This is a genomic window from Corynebacterium sp. LaCa54, from assembly GCF_046717495.1.
Lineage (GTDB): Bacteria > Actinomycetota > Actinomycetes > Mycobacteriales > Mycobacteriaceae > Corynebacterium > Corynebacterium kefirresidentii.
Window position 1 is genome coordinate 1,068,891 of sequence record NZ_CP177115.1, and the last position, 18,688, is coordinate 1,087,578.

The following is an 18,688-nucleotide window of genomic DNA, read 5'->3' on the forward strand; positions in this document are numbered from 1 at the left end:
TTACTCGCCGCCCTTTCCGGGGTCATCGCCTTCAACGGCGGGTATTTCTTTGGTCTCGCTGGTATCAACAGGTGCGGATTCCTCGTCCAAATCTTCCAGGAGGTAGCGGTTTGGATGTTCCTGCTGGTGCTCGAGGTGCTCCTGGATTTCCTCGTCGCTAAGATCCGCCAGGCGGTTGTCATGCGCGATGCTCTGCTTGACGTACTCGAGGGAACAGATAACACCCACCGCGATGAGCGTAACCAGGCAGGCTAGGCCGAAGATGATGGCCTTTTCTCCAGGGTTAATGCGTGAGTAGATACCCAAAGCGACAACCAGCGCCAGGCCCACCGCCACGGTGATTTTCATCAACTGAGAGTAGTTCCTGCGCGCCATGCCCCACTTATTCTCAAGGCTTTGTTGATAAGCCTCGCGGTCGTTCAAGGCATAGAGGAGATCGGTGAAACGGTAGCGGCTTCCTACAAGGTGGACCTGTTCATTGATAACCAATCCACCCTTGCGCAGTTCGTCGTTGACCAACATATTGACGTTGGACAAGCCACGGCGCATCACCGAACCGATGAGGTAAGCAATCGCGGCCATGCCGATGAGGGCGCAGAGGTCACGTGCGTAATGGTTACCGTAGAAACCTCCGACGGTTTCTCGCATGGCGTCAATGCCGTAGGTAAAGGGGAGGAACGGGTGTACCGCACGGAAGAAATCTGGCGTCATCTCAATCGGGTAGAGGCCGGAAGCGCCAGGAATCTGGATGAAGGCAAAGACCACCGCGATGCCTCGGCCCACGTGGCCAAACGTAGACACCAAGCTATAGGTAATGCTCAGATAGCACAGGCCGACGATGACTGCGGTACCGACATAAGCCACTGCATTGGCATGCTCCACTCCAATGGCAAGGTTGCCGATGGACACGATGAGCGCCTGGGCGATGGCAAAGAAGGAGAGTAGGAGGAAGCGGGCAAGGTACGCCTTGGTGATGGTGAGGTTCTTGCGGCCCTGCGGGTCTACCTCAGCGCGGAAGATGATGAGCAGCATGAAAGCGCCGATCCACAACGTGAGGTTGATAAATAGGGAGGACATGCCCGAGCCATAGTGCTTCACCGGGAAGACGGCGTGGCTTTCCATCTCCGCAGGGGAGGCAAGGAAGGAGGAAACCTCGTCGGTATTGAGGCCCTTGACTGACTGCAGGATGGAATTGTTATTGGCGGTATTACTCAACGCCAGCACATCGCTGCGGGAGGCCCGGAGTCCCTGTTCAATGCCATCGAGGTCTACAGAAAAGCGCTCGACCACCTGTTGGGCTTGGTTGAGCTGCTTGTCGACGCCGCCTAAGAGCCCATCGGTCTGGCCCACCAGTGCCTTTTGGCTTTCGAGCGAGGCGGAAAGTTTTCCGGTGGTAGCTGTGACGTCGGAAAGCGCGGCATTGAGCTTGGGCAAGCCCTCGGCCACATTATCGCGCAGCGCGTGGGAGTCATCGCGCGTTTGGGCAGCCATCTTATCCAGCAAGCTCGTTGTCTTATTGAGCGAATCGATGGTGTCGTTGGTATCGCCGTTGAGAGAGTCCAGGTCACCGAGGACTGCGCGGTTCTGATTATTGCGTTCACGCAAATCTCCCACCTGATCTTTAATCTGCTGGGAAACCTGCGGGGGCAGGGCTGGAGATGAGGCGAGCTTATCGAGCTGGTCAATAGCCCGATCCGCTTCACCAACGATGCCTGCTGCGCCAGCAGAAGCGGCATCGACGCGAGTGAGGGCACCGCGTAGCTTGCCAGATACCGAGCCCACGGTAGCGTTGGCAGAAGCAGTGCCGTCTGCCAACGCGGTCGTTCCTTCCACATAAGCGGCCGTGGCGTCATCGGAGAAAGAAGTGACCTCGCGCTGGACCTCGGCGGTAATTGAAGTAACTTCGTTCAACGCGGTCTGCGCGTCATCGACGGTCTGTTGGACTGTACCGAGTGATTCGCGGGCTTGCGCGATAGTCGGGCGCGCGTCATCGATGGTGGCGTGAACGTCGGCCAACTGGCTGCGCGAGTTGGCTACAGTGTCTGCGGTTTCCGAAAAAGAATCCGCGGTATCGCTCGCGGTACGGTTAATCTTCTGGCTTAAATCACCACCGGAATTTTTAAGCTCCGTCGCCACTGAATCTGCCACCTGCTCATTGAAAGTAGTGCTAATAGTGGTATCCAGAGTCGAAGCGCCGGTATCAGTAATCTTCGGCGCGATTGCATTGAGCTTTTCGTTAACGTGGTATTCGAGCGTGGGCTGAGAATACGTACCTTTAAACAGGCTGACGAAATCGGCCGAGAAGTCCTCGGGCACTATTACCGAGGCGAAGACGTCGCCCTTCTTAACGGCGTCCTCGGCTTCTTGCCTGTCCATGAATTGCCAGCCAAGCCTGTCGTTATCATGCAGCTTGTCAATCATTTGTCCGCCGACGTCTAAGTGGCCGGTCATCTCCGAGGTGGCGCCCTTGTCCTCATTTACAACGGCGACCTTGAGGTGTTCTGTGTTTCCGTAGGGATCCCAGAAACCGGAGATGTTTACCCAGGAATACAGGGCTGGGGTGATCATCAAACCAATAAGGATCACCCAGACCTGCGGGGTCCGCCACAAGCGGACAAAATCTTGGAGAAAAATCTTCCAACTAGTAATCACTCGAAGAACCGTAGCACCCAACCGGAAAGAACTAATAGTCTGACTGTCAGTTTTAACAGAAATGAGAGAGTGTGTCCTGTCGAGCTCGCAGATATGTTTCTGGTGTGAATTTCGGGGCGCTCTTTAGCGGAAGGGTAGACATAGAAATGGCCGCCGGGACCCACAAGGTGAAGGGCCGAGGCGGCGCATAATGAGGGGCTAAGCCCCGAGCTGCAACTAGTGCTCGTCGTAGTGATCGCCGTGTGCGGCGTGGCGGTGGCCGTCGTGCAGGTAGTCCACATGGTCGCCGTGCGGGATTGCTACGTGGCCGCAGCCTTCACCATGAGTGTGGTCGGTGTGAGCCTCGGCTTCTACGTGCTCGGTGGTCTCGCACTCGTCCCAGTGGCCATCGTGCTCACGGTGGATATGACCTTCGTGGAGGTAGTCGGTGTGGTCGCCGTGTGGGAAGGATACGTGGCCGCAATCGGTGCCGTGGGTGTGGGTGTGGTTCTCGTGGGTGGTGTGGGTCATGATGACTGGTCCTTTCTGGCGGGGATTAGTCCCGTTGTTTTCAACGTATTTTCATTAAATCGTATTTTCAGTTTGGTTTCAATAGCTGGAGGCGAGTTTCCTCAAATTTTTTTAAATGAGTAGAAAAAGGCAATGCCCGTCTCTGCAACGATTGGGCAGAGACGGGCATGGTGGGGGGCGAGGGGAAGCTTAAAGCTGGCTGCTCAATTCGCGAGCGGCTGCCGTGAGGGTATCCGCGTACTTTTGGGCGGGTGATGGCTGGAAGCGCTCGACAGATCCGGAAATGGACAAAACTGCCAGGAAAGTTCCGGCTTCGTCGAAAACCGGTGCAGAAATAGAGGCTAGCCCAGCTTCGCGTTCTTCAATGGACTCCGAATACCCTTGGCTCCTTGCCGCTTCGATGTCCTGGAGAGTAAACGAGGCGTCTTCGATATTGACATCTACATAGGCGGCAATGATGCGCGCTGCGGAGCCGGAGCTAAGTGGTAGCTGGCGTCCGACGGGGACGACATTATGAAGGCCAGACTCGGGTTCCCTAGTGGCAATACAGGTGCGGGTATTTCCAGTGACCTCGTAAAGCTGGATGGACTCGCCGGTGTCTTCGCGCAGCTTCTCCATAATTGGTCCCGCCACTTCCAGTAGGTGGTCACGGTTGCCAGGGAGGGCTGGACCGGCCTTCCACTTTCCTTCGGGGGTGCGAACGAGGATGCGGTGCGCTTCCAGTGCGGTGGCTAGCCGGTGTGCCGTCGCCCGAGGTAGGCCCGTGGTTTCACATAGTTCGTTGAGGGTGGAGGGGTGGTTGGCGGCGGCCATCATGATGGCCATTGCTCGATCCAACACTTTAATTCCGGAAACTGCGCTATACTCTCCCATACAATGAAATCTACGTCCCAAATTATGAGATTTCAAGTGTGGAGAGATGTTTATGAACCAGAAGCTGACATTGGCGGAAAAAGTGTGGCGCGATCACGTCGTCCAACCCGGTGATGCTGGGGCACCAGACCTCATCTTTATTGACTTTCAGCTACTACATGAAGTTACCAGTCCACAGGCCTTTGATGGTCTGCGGCTGGCTGGGCGCACACTGCGCCACCCTGAACTGCACTTGGCAACCGAGGACCATAACGTTCCCACGCAAGGCATTAAGTCTGGCAACCTCTTGGAAATCAAGGATGAGGTTTCTCGCACCCAGGTATCGACCCTGCGTAAGAACTGCGAGGATTTTGGTGTGCGCTTGCATTCCATGGGAGATGCACAGCAAGGCATTGTCCATACAGTTGGCCCACAATTGGGTATCACCCAGCCAGGTATGACCATTGTCTGCGGCGACTCGCATACCTCCACCCATGGTGCCTTTGGCTCAATCGCAATGGGCATCGGCACCTCTGAGGTGGAGCACGTCATGGCCACGCAGACGCTTTCCTTGAAGCCTTTTAAAACGATGGCGATTGAGGTGACGGGCGAATTGCAAGAGGGAGTCTCCGCCAAAGATCTCATCCTGGCCATAATCGCCAAAATCGGTACCGGCGGCGGACAAGGTCACATCATTGAGTACCGTGGTGAGGTGATCCGCAGGATGTCCATGGAAGAGCGCATGACTATCTGCAATATGTCTATTGAGGCAGGAGCCCGCGCCGGCATGGTCGCCCCAGATGAGACCACCTTTGAATATGTGAAGGGACGCGAGTTTGCTCCCAGCGGGGCGGACTGGGATGCTGCGGTTGACTATTGGAAGACGCTTCCCACCGACGAGGGGGCGGAATTCGATACCGTCGTTGAGATTGATGGTTCTGCCTTGACCCCGTTTGTTACGTGGGGAACCAATCCTGGACAAGGTCTGCCATTAGGGGAGAGTGTTCCAGATCCAGAAGACTGCGGTGACGATAATGAAAAGGCCACTGTAGAAAAGGCCCTCCAGTATATGGACCTGCAGCCGGGGACTCCGCTGCGCGATATCAAAATAGATACCGTATTCGTCGGCTCATGCACCAACGCTCGCATTGAAGATTTGCGCGCCGCTGCCGGTGTGGTCAAGGGCCGCACCATCGCCGAAGATACGCGGATGCTGGTAGTGCCGTCTTCAGCAGCTGTCAAGGCCCAAGCAGAGGAAGAAGGCTTAGATGAGATCTTCCGCCAGTTCGGCGCCGAATGGCGTACCGCTGGTTGCTCGATGTGCCTAGGAATGAATCCAGACCAACTAGCGCCGGGAGAGCGCTCAGCTTCAACCTCTAACCGCAATTTCGAAGGCCGACAAGGCCCAGGTGGGCGCACACACCTAGTCTCGCCCCAGGTGGCTGCCGCTACAGCCGTGACCGGATACCTGTCTAGCCCTGCTGACCTGAATTAAGCGCTTAGAAAGTCATTGATAATGGAGAAATTTATAACCCATACCGGAACTGGCGTACCGCTGCGCGTTACTAACGTGGATACTGATCAAATCATTCCGGCGCGCTACCTGAAGTCGGTTAAGCGTACAGGCTTTTCTGAAGGGCTGTTTTCTAATTGGCGCTCCGAAGAAAGCTTCGTGCTTAACCAAGAGCAATTTAAAAATGGGTCGGTGCTTTTTGCAGGAAGAGACTTTGGCACCGGTTCCTCCCGGGAACATGCAGTATGGGCGTTGAGTGAATATGGAATCCGTGCCGTGTTTTCTTCCCGCTTTGCAGATATCTTCCGCGGTAACGCAGGAAAGTCCGGCCTTATTACCGGTTTGATGGAACAAGGGGACATCGAGCTTATCTGGAAGCAGCTGGAGGCAGGAGAAACCCAGGTCACCGTTGACTTGGAGGCGCGAACGGTCACGGTGGGAGAAAATACCTACCGCTTTGACATCGATGACTACACCCGTTGGCGGTTGATGGAGGGACTCGATGACATTGGTATCACCCTCCGTAACGAGGACGATATTGCTGACTATGAAAAGCGATGCCCCGGCTTTAAGCCCTCTGTTATCGCCCCATAAATGGGAGCGCGGTTGGGGATGAACTTGCGCCAACACCCCTACAGTCCTTTCTAAAGAAGGGGCGGTGGGGGTGCTTTGCATTTGGGTATGAGTCTTGAGCACAAACCTTGGGGGAGCTGCGGGGGTAAAAATTGGTAACGTAAGAGTAACAATCACCTGCTCCAGTTTCCTGTAACAAAGTATGCCCCTAGCTTTAACTCTATGAGCAATCCCTATTCGAATAATGATTCCTTTAATTCAGGAAACAATGGTCCAGGTACTCTCGGACCTGCCAGTGAATCTGCGCCCTACGGAAACGGCGCGAACGGCCAACCAGGCTACGGGCAGCAGTACGGTCAGCAACAGTTCGGGCAACCCGGATACGCTGGAAGCACCTACCAAGGAGAAGATTCCCCTATTGGTCGTGACGTAGACGCCATTCAGGTCATCGCGGATAGCTTCCGCTACTTCGGCCGCAATTGGGCGCAGTGGATTTTCGGTCCACTGGTGCAGATGGTAGTTCTCTCCATCCTCTATTTGCTGTTGGTCGCCGTCCTAGCAGGCAGCGGTACATCCATTGACGCCCTAGCCAAAAGTGGCTCAGGTTCTGACGCGCTTACCGGTGGCCTCATTGCAGTAATGTTCTTAGCCATTATCGCCATGTTCCTCGTGTTTATTTGGGCAGCTAGCACCTGGTACAAGGCTGCTAATAAACAGGTTGATACCGGGATGCTGGAGATAAAGGACTTTCTGAGCTTTAAAAATGTCGCCGGTCTCATGGCGGTGTATGTGCTTTCGACCCTGGTTATTTCCCTGGGCTTCATTCTCCTGATTATTCCGGGACTCTTCGCCGCCTTCTTCTTTACCTGGATGCCGGCTGTTAAGGCCGCACGCCCTGAGCTATCCGTTGGCGAGACCTTTGGGGCTTCCATCGAAGTAGCGAAGGAGAATGTCGGAGTGACCATCCTAGTAGCCGTCTTGATTGCCGTCCTGTACGCAGTGTTGAGCTTTACCTTCGTCGGCATGCTTCTGTTCCCAGCACTGAACACCCTCATTTTGGTCCTCTTCGTCCGTCGCACGCTCGGCTTGCGCGGTTAGAAAACCCCGCAGCCGCACGATAGTTGCGCAAGTAAGGCCCTGCTCGTCCGCCGCATGAGATGGAAGGCAGGGCCTTAATTGTTGGTCGGGGAGGAACTAGGAAACTAGCGCACCGGCAGTGGGCTAGCCAGGTAATCGGCGCCGGTGAGCTCGCCGTTGTTGAAAGACAAGACCCACACAGAAGACTTCTTGAACTTCAGCTTGTCCACCGGCTTTTTAAGGAACTTTGGGGCGAGGTCCTCGATGATGCCGGGGATGGTGCCGCCTTGGCTGACGATAACGGGCACTCCGCCTTCGTTTACCACGCGGCGGAAGGCCTTCTTGGCTGCTTCTGGGTCGTTTTCCCAAGCCTCGTCGCCAAAGTTCTTATTGATGGAGATGTCCTTGCCCAGTTCGTCGGCAAGCGGGGCAGCTGTCTGCTGGCAACGTTGGGGCAGCGCAGAGTAAATGGCAGTGGGCTGATAAGCGCTGAGCATCGGGACCAGCATTTCCGCTTGGCGACGCCCCTTCTTATCGAGCGGCCGCAGGTTATCATCGCCTTCCCAGCTGCCGCTTTCATGCGCATGGGCGTGGCGGACATAAAGAACGCGCGTGGCCGGCGCGATGCGTAGGCGTTTGGCGGCTTTAGCCACCACTGCGGTATCTACGTCGTAGGACAAGAGATTTTGCGCCTCGTCGATAGGTAACCAGCGCAACTCATCGGTCTCACTATTGGCGGAATAGGTGCCGCCCAAATACTTAGCGACCCAGTAGTAGACGACCTTGGTCCGCCCCTGGACCGGGTAGGTTACCTTGCCAATGAGCTTGCCTAGCCGGACGCTGAATCCGGTCTCTTCCAGGATTTCCCTGGCTGCGGTGGTAGGAAGAGACTCGCCGGGATCCACCTTGCCCTTGGGCAGGGACCAATCATCGTAATGGGGACGGTGGATTAGCGCGATTTCCGGTTCCTGCGGAGAACCACGCCAGATAACGGCGCCGGCGGCAAGGGTAGTGCGGTGGAATTCTTTGGCTGGATCCACCGGGATTTCTTGATGGCGACCGGAAATGAATTCCTCGTGCTGTTGATCCTTGTCGGTTTCGTGCATCTTTTTAATATTGGGCATCGTCTGCCTCCACGGGGCCTTTCCACAGTAATTGGCTTCATTTAAACAACGTCTAAGCGCCCATTGTCCCACGGGTTAGGCGCGGTGTGCATCCCTGCCACACGGTCGGACAGACATGCTTTAAAGTTGAGGTTATAGCTTTGCACGTTTGGAGGAGACACTATGGTTAATGTTGCGGTGATGGGTGCCGGTTCTTGGGGAACTACCTTGGCCAAGGTCTTTGCGGATGCCGGAAATGACGTTCGCCTGTGGGCCCGCCGCGCAGAGTTGGCGCAAGTTATCAACGAGACCCACACTAATCCGGACTACTTGCCGGATACCCGCCTACCGGCGGCTGTGCGGGCGACTCATGATGAAGTGGAAGCATTGTCATGTGCCGAGGTCGTCGTATTCGGCGTTCCCTCCCAAACCTTGCGCGGCAACGTGGAAAAGTGGGCCCCGCATCTGCCACAAAACGCGACCTTGGTCTCCATTTCGAAGGGTGTGGAGACCACCACGCTCAAGCGCATGAGCGAGGTCATCATGGATGCGGCGGGTGTGCCAGCAGACCGCGTGGCGGTACTTTCAGGCCCGAACTTGGCTAAAGAGATTGCCGCAGGCCAAGTAGCCGCCACAGTAATCGCCTGCCCAGATGAAGATCGCGCAAAGCGCGTCCAGGCGGCGGTGGCCGCGCCGTACTTGCGCCCGTATACCAACACCGATGTTATTGGTGCGGAAATCGGCGGCGCCTGCAAAAACGTCATCGCATTAGCCTGCGGTATCGCCTCCGGCAAGGGGCTGGGCAATAACACCATGGCCACCATCATTACCCGCGGTTTGGCAGAAATTACCCGCCTCGGCGTGGAGTTGGGTGCGGATCCATTTACCTTCTCCGGCTTGGCCGGCTTGGGTGACCTGGTGGCAACATGTACCTCGACATTGTCGCGCAACCGTACTTTTGGCTATCGCTTGGGCCAAGGCGGCACCATTGAAGAGGCCAAGGCCGCCACCAACGGGCAGGTTGCGGAGGGCGTCTACTCCTGTGATTCTATCTACCGCCTAGCCCAGCAGGCAGACGTAGAGATGCCGATTACCCACGCGGTTTATGGTGTCTGCTACGAGGGCATGGCGGTGGAAGATATGATCATCGCTCTGATGGGTCGGTCCAAGAAGTCGGAGTAGGTCAAGGGTAAAATCTGCGGGCATGACTGAAAAGACCCGCGTGGCCGTTATCTATGGCGGCCGTAGCACCGAGCACTCCGTATCCTGCGTCTCTGCAGGTGCGATCATGAATCACCTCGATCCTGAAAAATTCGAGGTGGTGCCTATCGGCATCACCCGCGAGGGCACGTGGACGCCCGGCACCACTGAGGGACTAGAAATTGTCAATGGTGTCATGCCAGAAGTCAGGCGAGGGGCGGAGCTGACGCTTTCCCTGGATCCTAATGCCAGGGGCCAGTTCCATAACGTCACCGATGGCACGCTCTTTGCTGAGGTTGATGTGGTATTTCCCATCCTGCACGGGCCCTTTGGTGAAGACGGCACCGTCCAAGGTCTCTTTGAGCTCTCCGGCCTGCCCTATGTCGGGCCGGGCGTATTGGCTTCCTCGGTGGGCATGGATAAGGAATTTACCAAAAAGGTACTGGCAGCGGCAGGCCTGCCCGTAGCGCCCGAGGTCATTCTGAAGGGTCGTACCGAGCTCAGCGAGGAAGAAAAGCAGCACCTAGGGTTGCCCGTCTTTGTAAAGCCCGCCCGGGGCGGATCATCAATCGGCGTATCCAAAGTGAATAGCTGGGAAGAATTCCCCGCAGCCGTTGACCTTGCTCTAGAAGACGACGAGAAAATCCTGGTGGAGCCAGAAATCGTAGGCCAAGAGGTAGAAATCGGTGTTTTGCACTATGCCGACGGCACACTGTTGGCGTCTGTTCCAGCACTGCTGGCGGGCATTGATGATTCTGACGAGGGCTTTTATGGCTTTGACACAAAGTACCTCGATAATGTGGTTACCGCGGAAATCCCTGCGCCTTTCACGCCTGAGTTGACCGAGAAGCTGCGCGACATGGCTGTTCGCGCATTCGAGGCCCTAAATTGTGAGGGCCTATCCCGGGTGGATTTCTTCGTTACCGAAGATTCCGTGTACATCAATGAAATCAATACTCTGCCGGGCTTTACCCCGATTTCGATGTATCCCCAGGTGCTCGCCGCTTCGGGTGTGGAGTACCCCGCTTTGCTTGAGGCCCTCATTGAGCAGGCGCTAGCAAAGTAGGGACGGAGTACTTTCTACTTTTCAGCGGTGTGCTTGGCGAGTACATCGCCAATCTCCACCAGTGCCGCTTGCGCGGCATCCTGTGGGGCGTGCAGGGCTAGGTAGTTTTCGCGGCCGAGGGCGAACCACGTGCCGGCTGTGGTGCCGTGGGCCAAGGTGGTGTCCTCGAACCACGGAATCTCGTTGACTTGCTGCAGCTTGACCCCAGCACGATAGTTTTCGGGCTTGGCCACACCGCAACGGGCCACGATGTCTTCGCGGCCATCGGCGCTCCACACAAAGGTATTCTTCTCCGCAACCTCGCGGCGGTGGTAGCCCTCGGCCACCGAATCAGGCAGGGCCTTTGCGATATCGGCGCACCTTTGCTCATCGCCCGCCTTGAGCTCCTTGAGCGGGGCCTTATGAGCGGGGGCAGGCTTTTCTTTGAGTTCTGAGAGGGCGTCGTTAAGCTCGCCCGGCTCGGCGTCGGTGGGGGCAGTAACGGCGACGATAGGGAAGCGCTGCGCCGCATACCAGGTGGTTAGGTTGGATCCCGGCGTGGCATCGCGCACCTTGTACCACTTTTCTCCCTCTAGGTCTTGGGTCTGGGCATACTCGGTGTACTGGAAAGGCATGTCCACGCCGCAGCGCACGGTGACCTTATCCTCAGAGTTAGCTGCCCACGCAGCGACACCGGAGGGCACAGGCTCGGCAATGTCTGCGCGCGGCTTATCCATGACCTCATCCGGCAGGGAGTCGATAAAGCTGTGGCAGGCTTGTGAATCTGCTTCCTTGGATTCCACGGGGGAGACCGCCACGGGTGCTTTGGCGATGTTATTGAATACGTACTTTGCGCCGAAGAGGACCGCCAGAACCATCACTATGGACAACCCAAGTGAAATGAAGATCGCGGTGCGGTTAAATTGGGATGTCATAAGGGCTCATAGTATCGAAAGGACGCTGGTGAACTTAACTCAGACTCTCGCAGAGGTGGGAGAACGCAACGCCATTCGGGAAATTACCTCTGTGGCCTCGAGCAGGCTCAACGGAGATGACGCGGCGGTATTGCCTAGCGCACCACCGAATTCCCGCACCGTGGCAGCCACGGATTTGATGGTGGAGGGGCGTCATTTCCTGCGCGAGTGGTCTACCCCGCGCGAGATTGGTAAGAAAGCTATCTTGCGCAACTTCGCCGATGTTGAAGCCATGGGGGCGCGACCCGTTGCTGCCCTTTTAGCCATCGCCGCGCCAGGTGATACCCCAGTGTCCTTCGTGCGGGGCATCGCTGAGGGCATTGCGGAGCATAGCTCTTTCTATAATGCCGAGTTGGTGGGCGGTGACCTCACGAAGTCTGATCTTTTGGTCATCAACATTTCGGCCGTGGGTTTCCTCGGCGGCAGCCTTCCTGCCCTGACCTTGGACGGTGCGCGGGCAGGCCAGCACGTGGTAGCGCACGGCAAGATCGGCCACTCGGCCGCCGGCCTGGCCTTGTTAGAGCGCTTCGGTCGGAACCTGCCTGCAGGGCATGAGCACCTCCAGCCGCTTATTGACGCCCATTGCGCACCCTGGCTTAATCCCGGCCGCGGTGTCATTGCCCGCGCCGCTGGGGTTACCGCCATGACGGATAACTCCGACGGCTTGATCCAAGACTGCACCACGATGTCTGAACACTCTTGCGTGCATATGGATTTGGATCCGCAGGCTTTGCAGCCGGAAGATTTGCTGTGCGAGGCCGCAGACCTTGTGGACTGTGACCCGTGGGAATGGGTACTAAGCGGCGGTGAAGACCACACCTTAATAGGCACGACCGCGAAGGACACCCCCTCCGGATTCCGGAAAATTGGCACCGTAACTCGGGGCTGCGGGGTTACGGTGGGAGGAAAGACACCGAGCTATCAGAAAGGCTGGCGAAGCTTTTAAATATGCACCCCACCTATCACCCTTCATGGGAGCCGGTGCTGGCGCCGGTAATAGAAGAGCAATGGCCACGGATTTCTCACGCCCTTGAGGGCCAGGAATATCTGCCCCCAGCTGAGGATGTTTGTCGTGCGCTGCGCATGCCACTGGATGAGGTCCGTGTGCTCATCGTGGGCCAAGACCCGTATCCCACCCCAGGGCATGCCATGGGCATGGCCTTTTCTACTCGCCCCGGCGTGAAGCCCCCGCGTTCTTTGGTCAATATTTACCGTGAACTTCACGATGATGTGGGGATCAACGGCCGAGAGGACGGCGATTTGAGTGCTTGGGCTGACCAAGGCGTATTGCTACTTAACAGGGTGCTGACCGTAGCCCTAGGCCAAGCAGGCTCGCACCGTCGCATCGGATGGGAAGAAATCACCGAGGCTGCCATCCGCGCGCTCAACCGCAGCCCCATGGTGGCGATCCTCTGGGGCCGCGATGCGCAAGCGTGTGAGCGCTTTCTTCCCGACGTCCCGTGCATCAAGTCTCCACACCCCTCACCGCTTTCTGCCAGCCGTGGCTTTTTCGGTTCTAGGCCCTTTTCTCGGGCAAACGCCCTTTTGCGGGACCAAGGCGCGCAGGAAATAGACTGGCGCTTGTAAACTATTGCGCATGTCATATCCCAGCACGCTGGATTCCTGCGGTCTGCGCAATTGGGCTACCCGCGCCGTGGGGGAATTAGCCCATCGCCGCGAGGAAATTAACGCCCTCAATGTGTTTCCCGTACCGGATTCGGATACTGGTTCAAATATGGCGCACACCATGGAAGCAGCGGTTGCGGAGCTCGACAAAGGTGGCGATGTAGCTGATTCCCTCGCGCGTGGGGCGGTGCGTGGGGCACGCGGAAATTCGGGCATGGTGTTGTCTCAGGTTCTGCGCGGCGTAGCGGAGTCCACGGTGGACTCAGTTATTGACGGTTCCGTTTTTGCCCGTTCTTTGCAGCAGGTCGTGGAGTTGGTGGACCGAGCCATCGCCGAGCCAGTGGAAGGCACGGTTATTACGGTTTTGCGTGCAGCAGCGGAAGCCGCCGACGACTCCGCAGCGCGTCCTGGCGCGACCTTGCACGGCATCGTCAGCGGCGCAATCTCGGCCGCTCGGACTGCTCTAGAGCGCACCCCATCGCAATTGCCAGCCCTGCAGGAGGCTGGAGTAGTGGATGCTGGCGGAGCCGGCCTCGTGATTCTCTTAGAGTCCCTTCTCGCGGAGATTGAGGGCTCTACTGGGCATGCAGGTCTACCCGCCCCAGAGGAGGTCACCGTGCTGGAAGTGGTCTTTTTCTATGAAGGAGATATCGACGCGCTGCAGGCGGCAATTGCACCGATGGGAGATAGCTTGGTCATCGCTCGCGCTACCGAGGACAGCGCTAATGTGCATATCCACTCTCCGCAGGCGGGCGCCGTCATTGAAACCGCCTTTGCTAAAGGAAAGGTGACCAACTTGCACCTTGAGGTGCTGCCGGCTCCCACCGAACCCGCCGCCGAAGAATCAGTTGCTCGCCGAGTATACGCAGCCGCGCCGGCCGGGCCTATTACCGATCTTTTGGAATCTGCGGGCGTTACCGTTGTGCCACCGGAGAAACCCATTGCGGCCGAAGATGAGGACATTGTCCTAGTTACGGGGCTGAGTTCGCAGACTGGTGCCGGGCGAGTAGTGCCTGCACAGTCGCTAGTTGCTGCCTTGGCCGCTATCTCTGTCAATGAACCTAATAACCCAGATACGGGTGCTGTGGTCGCTGCTATGCGCGATGCAGCCAATTCCATGCGCGTAGCTCATCCCAGCCAGGAAACCCTTGCGTCAATCAGCGCCACCTGTCGCGATCTCTTGGCAGAAGGCGGGGAGCAGGTCACCATCTTAAGTGCCCTTGACGTAGATGAGGAGGATTTAGGCCAACAGCTACATGTGGATGTGGTGGCGCTTAACGTTCCGGATATTGCAACCGAAATCGGAGTGGAGTAGCAATGCTCGGCTGGCAGGACAACCGACCGTTGACGGAGGTTCTTGCGGCGAAAGACGCCGCGAAGATTACCAAGGCGTTGGGGTATGAGACCTGCGGTGAGCTTTTGGCTCACTATCCGCGAGACTATATTCGCCACAACAAGGACGTTGGCCTAGGAGACGCTGCGGAGGGCGATATCGTCACCGTTACCGGGACTATTACCGGCTTCAACCGGCATGACAGGGGCAAGACCACCATCATCAATGTGCAGCTCGATGACAGCATTATGGCGACTTTTTTCAATGCCAATTACGTCATGCGCATGCTGCATCGCGGACAGCGCGTCATGATGAGCGGCAAGCTTAAATTCTTCCGTAACCAACCGCAGCTGCAACAGCCAGACTTTGTGGAAATCGATGCGTTCGGCCGTCCCGATGGTGAAGTGGATGGCTACCGCCAGCCGGCGGCCGAATCTGGAAAGAAGAATCGGCCCAAGGCCACCGGCTCATTGCGGAACCTCTCACAGTTTGGGAGGCTCGACCAGCTCCTTTTGGAACGAGAATGGATCCCGGTGTACCCAGCCACGTCCAAGGTGACCTCCTGGTACATCATGGGGGCTATTCACTACGTCCTATCAAAGACCCCGCCCATCGAAGAGCCACTGGATTATCAAATGATAATCAGCCTGGATAAAGCGGTGCGGGAAATTCACGAGCCTGGTAAGGCAGGGCCTTATCGTGCTATCCAAAGGCTTAAATATAACGAGGCTTTGTCAATTGGCTTGGTGATGGCATTGCGCCAGCGCGATGCGGAAGCTCGAACCGCTCCGACCATGCCGGCAACCTTAGGCGGCTTCCGCGAAGAACTGCTAAGCCATTTGCCTTTCGAGCTCACCCAAGGGCAGCGGCGTGTTATCAGTGAGATTGAAGATGACCTAGCCCGCCCATTGCCCATGATGCGTTTGCTGCAAGGCGAGGTCGGCTCGGGCAAAACCATGGTGGCTACCTGCGCTATGCTGCAGGCTGTTGACGCAGGAACTCAAGCGGCGTTGCTAGCGCCTACTGAGGTGCTGGCTTCCCAGCACGCTGCCTCCATCGGAACCGCAGTTCCTGAAGGCGTCACGGTGGTACTTCTCACCGGCTCGATGCGCACTGCGGATAAACGGCAGGCATTGCTGGATATCGTTTCCGGAGATGCGGACATCATTATTGGAACCCATGCCATCATCCAAGACACAGTGGAGTTCTTCAACCTTGGACTAGTGGTAGTAGATGAGCAGCACCGGTTCGGCGTAGAGCAGCGCGATAGCCTGAGACTGAAGGCTAACGAGGGACTAAGTCCCCACGTACTGGTGATGACGGCTACGCCGATTCCTCGCACCATCGCGATGACCGTCTTCGGCGACCTTGCCGTATCGACCCTTACTGAGCTGCCTGGTGGCCGCAAACCTATTCAGTCAGCGGTGGTAGCTGAGTGGCGCCCTACCTGGGTATTGCGCGCCCTCGAGCGGAGTCGCGAGGAAGTGGCCCACGGCCACCAAGCCTATATCGTCTGCCCGCGCATTGAGGGAAAAGGCGGAGTGCTAGAGCTTGCGGAGCAGCTAGAAAACGGGCCGTTTAAGGGGCTGCGCATAGCAATCTTGCATGGAAAGATGCCTAATAAAGACGAGGTTATGACGTCATTTGCTAGGGGAGAAATCGATGTCTTGGTCTCTACCACGGTCATCGAGGTGGGTGTGGATGTTCCCAATGCCACGGTGATGCTCATCCGTGAGGCCGAGCATTTCGGCGTCTCCCAGTTGCACCAGCTGCGTGGGCGTGTGGGACGAGGCGGCAATGCCTCTATCTGTCTTCTGCACACTATGGCAGGCGATAACACTCCGTCCTTCCGCCGCATCAATCAGATTGCCCAAACCTCGTCCGGATTTGAGCTGGCCGAGCTCGACTTGCGTCAGCGCCAAGAGGGAGACATTTTGGGCACCATGCAGTCCGGAACACACCGTACGCTGCGGCTATTAAATCTGGCGGATGACCAAGACATTGTGGAACGCACCCATACGGATGCCCGCGCAATGGTGATGCGCAATCCCGAGTTGGCCGAGGAACTCACGCGCAACTTGAGTGAAAGCGAACAGGAATACTTGGAGAAGAACTAAGACAGGTTAACCTAGAAGCATGAACGTCCTTGCCCCCTTTGCAGGCATCTTCCGCTGCCAGGTGAATGGGGGAGGCACCGTTGGTATCGGCGTCGCGCCCGCGATCGTCGACGCCACGGAACTAGTTGCTTCCGTAGCGAGCCCAGGACTAAGCAAGGCATACCGCATTGTGGTCGCTGGCTTGAGGGACGTGGTAGCCGGAGACCTTTTGATGGAGATTGGAGAAAAATAAATGACGCGCATTATTGCCGGCGAGGCCCGCGGCCGCACCATTAAGGTGCCCACCGAAGGAACCCGGCCTACTGCAGACCGTGCCCGTGAAGGGCTTTTTTCATCCCTCGCGGCACGTTGGGGCTTTGCCGGTTCTTCGGTTCTTGACCTATTTGCTGGTTCCGGCGCACTAGGCCTTGAGGCAGCTAGCCGTGGAGCAGAAGAAATTGTACTAGTGGAATCTTCGGCGGATGCGGTGAAGATCATTCGGCATAACATGGGCGTCGTCAAGCACCCCGGCGTGCGCGTGCAAGAGATGAAGGTAGGCACCTACCTGGGAAGTGCCCCGCGGCGGCACTTCGATCTGGTGTTGGCGGACCCGCCCTATGCTTTTGATGAGGTAGATGAGCTCATCGCCGCTATTGAACCGGTGCTCTGCGATCACGCCATGGTAGTCATTGAGCGCCACGTTGATTCCGCGGCAACTGCGTGGCCTGCAGGTTTTGAGCCCACTGGTCAGAAACTGAAGAAGCGTACCTTTGGCATCGCGCGCATGGATATGGCGGTCTATACCCGCCCTGGCAGCGAGGAACCCGAAGACTAAACCCCTGAAGAAAAGGAAGCGACAAAAGCATGACTAAGGCCGTGTGCCCAGGATCATTCGACCCCGTGACCTTAGGTCACGTCGACATCATTAACCGCGCTAAGCAAATGTTTGATGAGGTCACCGTATTGGTAACCGGTAATCCTGACAAACCCTCCGGGCTCTTTAGCGTGGATGAGCGTATGGAACTAATTCGCCAGAGCGTGGATTCTTCCATCAAGGTGGACTACTGCTCTGGGCTTTTGGTGGACTACACCACTGAGCATGGGGTGGATGTTTTGGTGAAAGGGCTGCGCAGCTCCCTAGATTATGAATATGAGCTGCCTATGGCGCAGATGAATCGGCGCCTTTCCGGCATTGATACCGTCTTTTTGCTCACGGACGAAAAATACGGCTATATCAGTTCCTCACTGTGTAAGCAGGTGGCGAAGTTTGGCGGGGACGTGACCGGCATGTTTCCTGAAGCCGTAGGCCGTGCGGTAAAGGAGAAATACCGAAAGTGAGCCTAGCACTGGTCATTTTTCTCGTTGTGGTCGTAGGTTCGACCCTCCAGCGAGTATCTGGAATGGGCCTCGGTCTCATCGGCGGTCCTATTCTCATGCTGATTATGGGGCCGGTAGAAGGAATCTTGGTCATCAACGTTTTGGCCTGCATTAATGCGGTGCTGACCACTTATTCCGTGCGCGAGAATGTGAGCTGGAAGAAATTTGGACTCATAGCCCCAGTCATGGTGATTGGTTCCTTGGCCGCGGCGCTGCTCATTAGGCGCATGGATACAGCAGGTCTTATGGTCGTTGTGGGCCTTGCGCTTTTGGCCGCGCTGACGGTAGTGACCTTTGGCAAGAAGTTTGTCCCGCCAATGGAAGGCAAAGGCCCAGCTATTTCCGCGGGCATCCTCGGCGGCTTTACCAATACCTTGGCCGGTGTGGCAGGCCCAGTTATTACCGTCTACGCGCAAGCGGCAAAGTGGCCTCAGCAAGTGTACGCAGCTACGCTGCAACCCATTTTTGTCGTAGGCGGATTCTTTTCTGTCATCACAAAGACGCTTACGGGGGCGGCACACTTTGATGGTTTGCCCTGGGTAATGTGGCCCGCCGGAATTATGGGAATGTTCGTCGGGATTTGGGCCGGCACCCGCATCGCGCAGCGTGTGCCCCGGGAGAACGCCCGCGTGCTCTCGCTAAGCGTTGCCGGACTGGGCGCAGCGAGCGCATTGGTTCGCGGCCTGGTGAGCCTCGGTTAAACGCCGATACCATGGACAAGGCCCGTCGCCTCTGCAGAGACAGAAGCTGACAGGCC

At 56.9% G+C, this 18,688-nt stretch carries 18 protein-coding genes; 13 read left to right on the plus strand and 5 right to left on the minus strand.

Annotated elements, in window-relative coordinates; translation table 11 throughout:
- The 3 genes from ACLI1M_RS05300 to ACLI1M_RS05310 form a co-directional block, all read right to left on the minus strand.
- Positions 1 to 2,652 (minus strand): YhgE/Pip family protein, encoded by a 2,652-nt coding sequence (locus ACLI1M_RS05300; RefSeq protein WP_248098865.1) that lies wholly within the window; start codon positions 2,650 to 2,652, stop codon positions 1 to 3.
- A 216-nt stretch (positions 2,653 to 2,868) separates the two neighbouring features.
- Positions 2,869 to 3,162, minus strand: a complete 294-nt coding sequence (locus ACLI1M_RS05305; RefSeq protein ID WP_023021683.1) for a hypothetical protein — start codon at positions 3,160 to 3,162, stop codon at positions 2,869 to 2,871.
- 189 nt (positions 3,163 to 3,351) lie between these two features.
- The gene (locus tag ACLI1M_RS05310; RefSeq protein WP_200287619.1) at positions 3,352 to 4,035 is read right to left on the minus strand and encodes an IclR family transcriptional regulator; all 684 of its coding nucleotides are present in this window, start codon (positions 4,033 to 4,035) and stop codon (positions 3,352 to 3,354) included.
- A gap of 52 nt (positions 4,036 to 4,087) precedes the next feature.
- Between ACLI1M_RS05310 and leuC the strand changes: the two genes are divergently transcribed.
- From leuC to ACLI1M_RS05325, 3 genes are all read left to right on the plus strand, one after another.
- On the plus strand, positions 4,088 to 5,509 hold the full coding sequence (gene leuC, locus ACLI1M_RS05315; RefSeq protein ID WP_200287618.1) for a 3-isopropylmalate dehydratase large subunit: 1,422 nt from the start codon (positions 4,088 to 4,090) through the stop codon (positions 5,507 to 5,509).
- A gap of 21 nt (positions 5,510 to 5,530) precedes the next feature.
- Positions 5,531 to 6,121, plus strand: a complete 591-nt coding sequence (leuD, locus tag ACLI1M_RS05320) for a 3-isopropylmalate dehydratase small subunit (protein ID WP_411706716.1) — start codon at positions 5,531 to 5,533, stop codon at positions 6,119 to 6,121.
- A 201-nt stretch (positions 6,122 to 6,322) separates the two neighbouring features.
- Positions 6,323 to 7,198 (plus strand): hypothetical protein, encoded by an 876-nt coding sequence (locus tag ACLI1M_RS05325; RefSeq protein WP_248098861.1) that lies wholly within the window; start codon positions 6,323 to 6,325, stop codon positions 7,196 to 7,198.
- A gap of 104 nt (positions 7,199 to 7,302) precedes the next feature.
- On the opposite strand, the gene ACLI1M_RS05330 is transcribed toward ACLI1M_RS05325, so the two are convergent.
- The gene (locus ACLI1M_RS05330) at positions 7,303 to 8,301 is read right to left on the minus strand and encodes an NUDIX hydrolase (RefSeq protein WP_239205614.1); all 999 of its coding nucleotides are present in this window, start codon (positions 8,299 to 8,301) and stop codon (positions 7,303 to 7,305) included.
- A gap of 162 nt (positions 8,302 to 8,463) precedes the next feature.
- Between ACLI1M_RS05330 and ACLI1M_RS05335 the strand changes: the two genes are divergently transcribed.
- Together ACLI1M_RS05335 and ACLI1M_RS05340 are read left to right on the plus strand one after the other, a co-directional pair.
- On the plus strand, positions 8,464 to 9,462 hold the full coding sequence (locus ACLI1M_RS05335; RefSeq protein WP_248098859.1) for an NAD(P)H-dependent glycerol-3-phosphate dehydrogenase: 999 nt from the start codon (positions 8,464 to 8,466) through the stop codon (positions 9,460 to 9,462).
- 22 nt (positions 9,463 to 9,484) lie between these two features.
- A complete protein-coding gene (locus ACLI1M_RS05340) occupies positions 9,485 to 10,546 on the plus strand; it encodes a D-alanine--D-alanine ligase family protein (protein ID WP_023021676.1) in 1,062 nt (353 codons plus the stop codon).
- A gap of 14 nt (positions 10,547 to 10,560) precedes the next feature.
- Here ACLI1M_RS05340 and ACLI1M_RS05345 read toward each other — a convergent pair whose 3' ends face one another.
- The gene (locus ACLI1M_RS05345; protein ID WP_248098857.1) at positions 10,561 to 11,460 is read right to left on the minus strand and encodes a DUF3515 domain-containing protein; all 900 of its coding nucleotides are present in this window, start codon (positions 11,458 to 11,460) and stop codon (positions 10,561 to 10,563) included.
- On the opposite strand from ACLI1M_RS05345, the gene ACLI1M_RS05350 reads away from it, so the two are divergent.
- The 8 genes from ACLI1M_RS05350 to ACLI1M_RS05385 are packed head-to-tail and all read left to right on the plus strand — an operon-like array spanning position 11,408 to position 18,632.
- Positions 11,408 to 12,445 (plus strand): thiamine-phosphate kinase, encoded by a 1,038-nt coding sequence (locus tag ACLI1M_RS05350; RefSeq protein WP_317001789.1) that lies wholly within the window; start codon positions 11,408 to 11,410, stop codon positions 12,443 to 12,445. The genes ACLI1M_RS05345 and ACLI1M_RS05350 overlap by 53 nt on opposite strands.
- A gap of 2 nt (positions 12,446 to 12,447) precedes the next feature.
- Positions 12,448 to 13,086: a uracil-DNA glycosylase gene (locus tag ACLI1M_RS05355; RefSeq protein WP_248098852.1), complete on the plus strand. Its 639-nt coding sequence runs from the start codon at positions 12,448 to 12,450 to the stop codon at positions 13,084 to 13,086.
- A gap of 10 nt (positions 13,087 to 13,096) precedes the next feature.
- Positions 13,097 to 14,440: a DAK2 domain-containing protein gene (locus ACLI1M_RS05360; RefSeq protein WP_411706717.1), complete on the plus strand. Its 1,344-nt coding sequence runs from the start codon at positions 13,097 to 13,099 to the stop codon at positions 14,438 to 14,440.
- A gap of 2 nt (positions 14,441 to 14,442) precedes the next feature.
- Positions 14,443 to 16,575, plus strand: a complete 2,133-nt coding sequence (locus ACLI1M_RS05365) for an ATP-dependent DNA helicase RecG (RefSeq protein ID WP_411706718.1) — start codon at positions 14,443 to 14,445, stop codon at positions 16,573 to 16,575.
- 19 nt (positions 16,576 to 16,594) lie between these two features.
- Positions 16,595 to 16,807, plus strand: coding sequence for a hypothetical protein (locus tag ACLI1M_RS05370; protein WP_023021670.1), 213 nt, complete (start codon positions 16,595 to 16,597; stop codon positions 16,805 to 16,807).
- Positions 16,808 to 17,389, plus strand: coding sequence for a 16S rRNA (guanine(966)-N(2))-methyltransferase RsmD (gene rsmD / locus ACLI1M_RS05375; RefSeq protein ID WP_023021669.1), 582 nt, complete (start codon positions 16,808 to 16,810; stop codon positions 17,387 to 17,389).
- A gap of 29 nt (positions 17,390 to 17,418) precedes the next feature.
- A complete protein-coding gene (gene coaD, locus ACLI1M_RS05380; RefSeq protein ID WP_023021668.1) occupies positions 17,419 to 17,892 on the plus strand; it encodes a pantetheine-phosphate adenylyltransferase in 474 nt (157 codons plus the stop codon).
- A complete protein-coding gene (locus tag ACLI1M_RS05385) occupies positions 17,889 to 18,632 on the plus strand; it encodes a sulfite exporter TauE/SafE family protein (RefSeq protein WP_248098849.1) in 744 nt (247 codons plus the stop codon). Before coaD ends, ACLI1M_RS05385 begins: the two co-directional genes overlap by 4 nt.
- Positions 18,633 to 18,688: the final 56 nt, after the last annotated feature.

Bases quoted from the DNA above. Each gene is read 5' to 3' on its own strand.
- ACLI1M_RS05305 (WP_023021683.1), bottom strand. From the start codon at position 3,162: ATGACCCACACCACCCACGAGAACCACACCCACACCCACGGCACCGAT.
- ACLI1M_RS05310 (WP_200287619.1), bottom strand. From the start codon at position 4,035: ATGGGAGAGTATAGCGCAGTTTCCGGAATTAAAGTGTTGGATCGAGCA.
- leuC (WP_200287618.1), top strand. From the start codon at position 4,088: ATGAACCAGAAGCTGACATTGGCGGAAAAAGTGTGGCGCGATCACGTC.
- leuD (WP_411706716.1), top strand. From the start codon at position 5,531: ATGGAGAAATTTATAACCCATACCGGAACTGGCGTACCGCTGCGCGTT.
- ACLI1M_RS05325 (WP_248098861.1), top strand. From the start codon at position 6,323: ATGAGCAATCCCTATTCGAATAATGATTCCTTTAATTCAGGAAACAAT.
- ACLI1M_RS05330 (WP_239205614.1), bottom strand. From the start codon at position 8,301: ATGCCCAATATTAAAAAGATGCACGAAACCGACAAGGATCAACAGCAC.
- ACLI1M_RS05335 (WP_248098859.1), top strand. From the start codon at position 8,464: ATGGTTAATGTTGCGGTGATGGGTGCCGGTTCTTGGGGAACTACCTTG.
- ACLI1M_RS05340 (WP_023021676.1), top strand. From the start codon at position 9,485: ATGACTGAAAAGACCCGCGTGGCCGTTATCTATGGCGGCCGTAGCACC.
- ACLI1M_RS05350 (WP_317001789.1), top strand. From the start codon at position 11,408: ATGGACAACCCAAGTGAAATGAAGATCGCGGTGCGGTTAAATTGGGAT.
- ACLI1M_RS05345 (WP_248098857.1), bottom strand. From the start codon at position 11,460: ATGACATCCCAATTTAACCGCACCGCGATCTTCATTTCACTTGGGTTG.
- ACLI1M_RS05355 (WP_248098852.1), top strand. From the start codon at position 12,448: ATGCACCCCACCTATCACCCTTCATGGGAGCCGGTGCTGGCGCCGGTA.
- ACLI1M_RS05360 (WP_411706717.1), top strand. From the start codon at position 13,097: ATGTCATATCCCAGCACGCTGGATTCCTGCGGTCTGCGCAATTGGGCT.
- ACLI1M_RS05365 (WP_411706718.1), top strand. From the start codon at position 14,443: ATGCTCGGCTGGCAGGACAACCGACCGTTGACGGAGGTTCTTGCGGCG.
- ACLI1M_RS05370 (WP_023021670.1), top strand. From the start codon at position 16,595: ATGAACGTCCTTGCCCCCTTTGCAGGCATCTTCCGCTGCCAGGTGAAT.
- rsmD (WP_023021669.1), top strand. From the start codon at position 16,808: ATGACGCGCATTATTGCCGGCGAGGCCCGCGGCCGCACCATTAAGGTG.
- coaD (WP_023021668.1), top strand. From the start codon at position 17,419: ATGACTAAGGCCGTGTGCCCAGGATCATTCGACCCCGTGACCTTAGGT.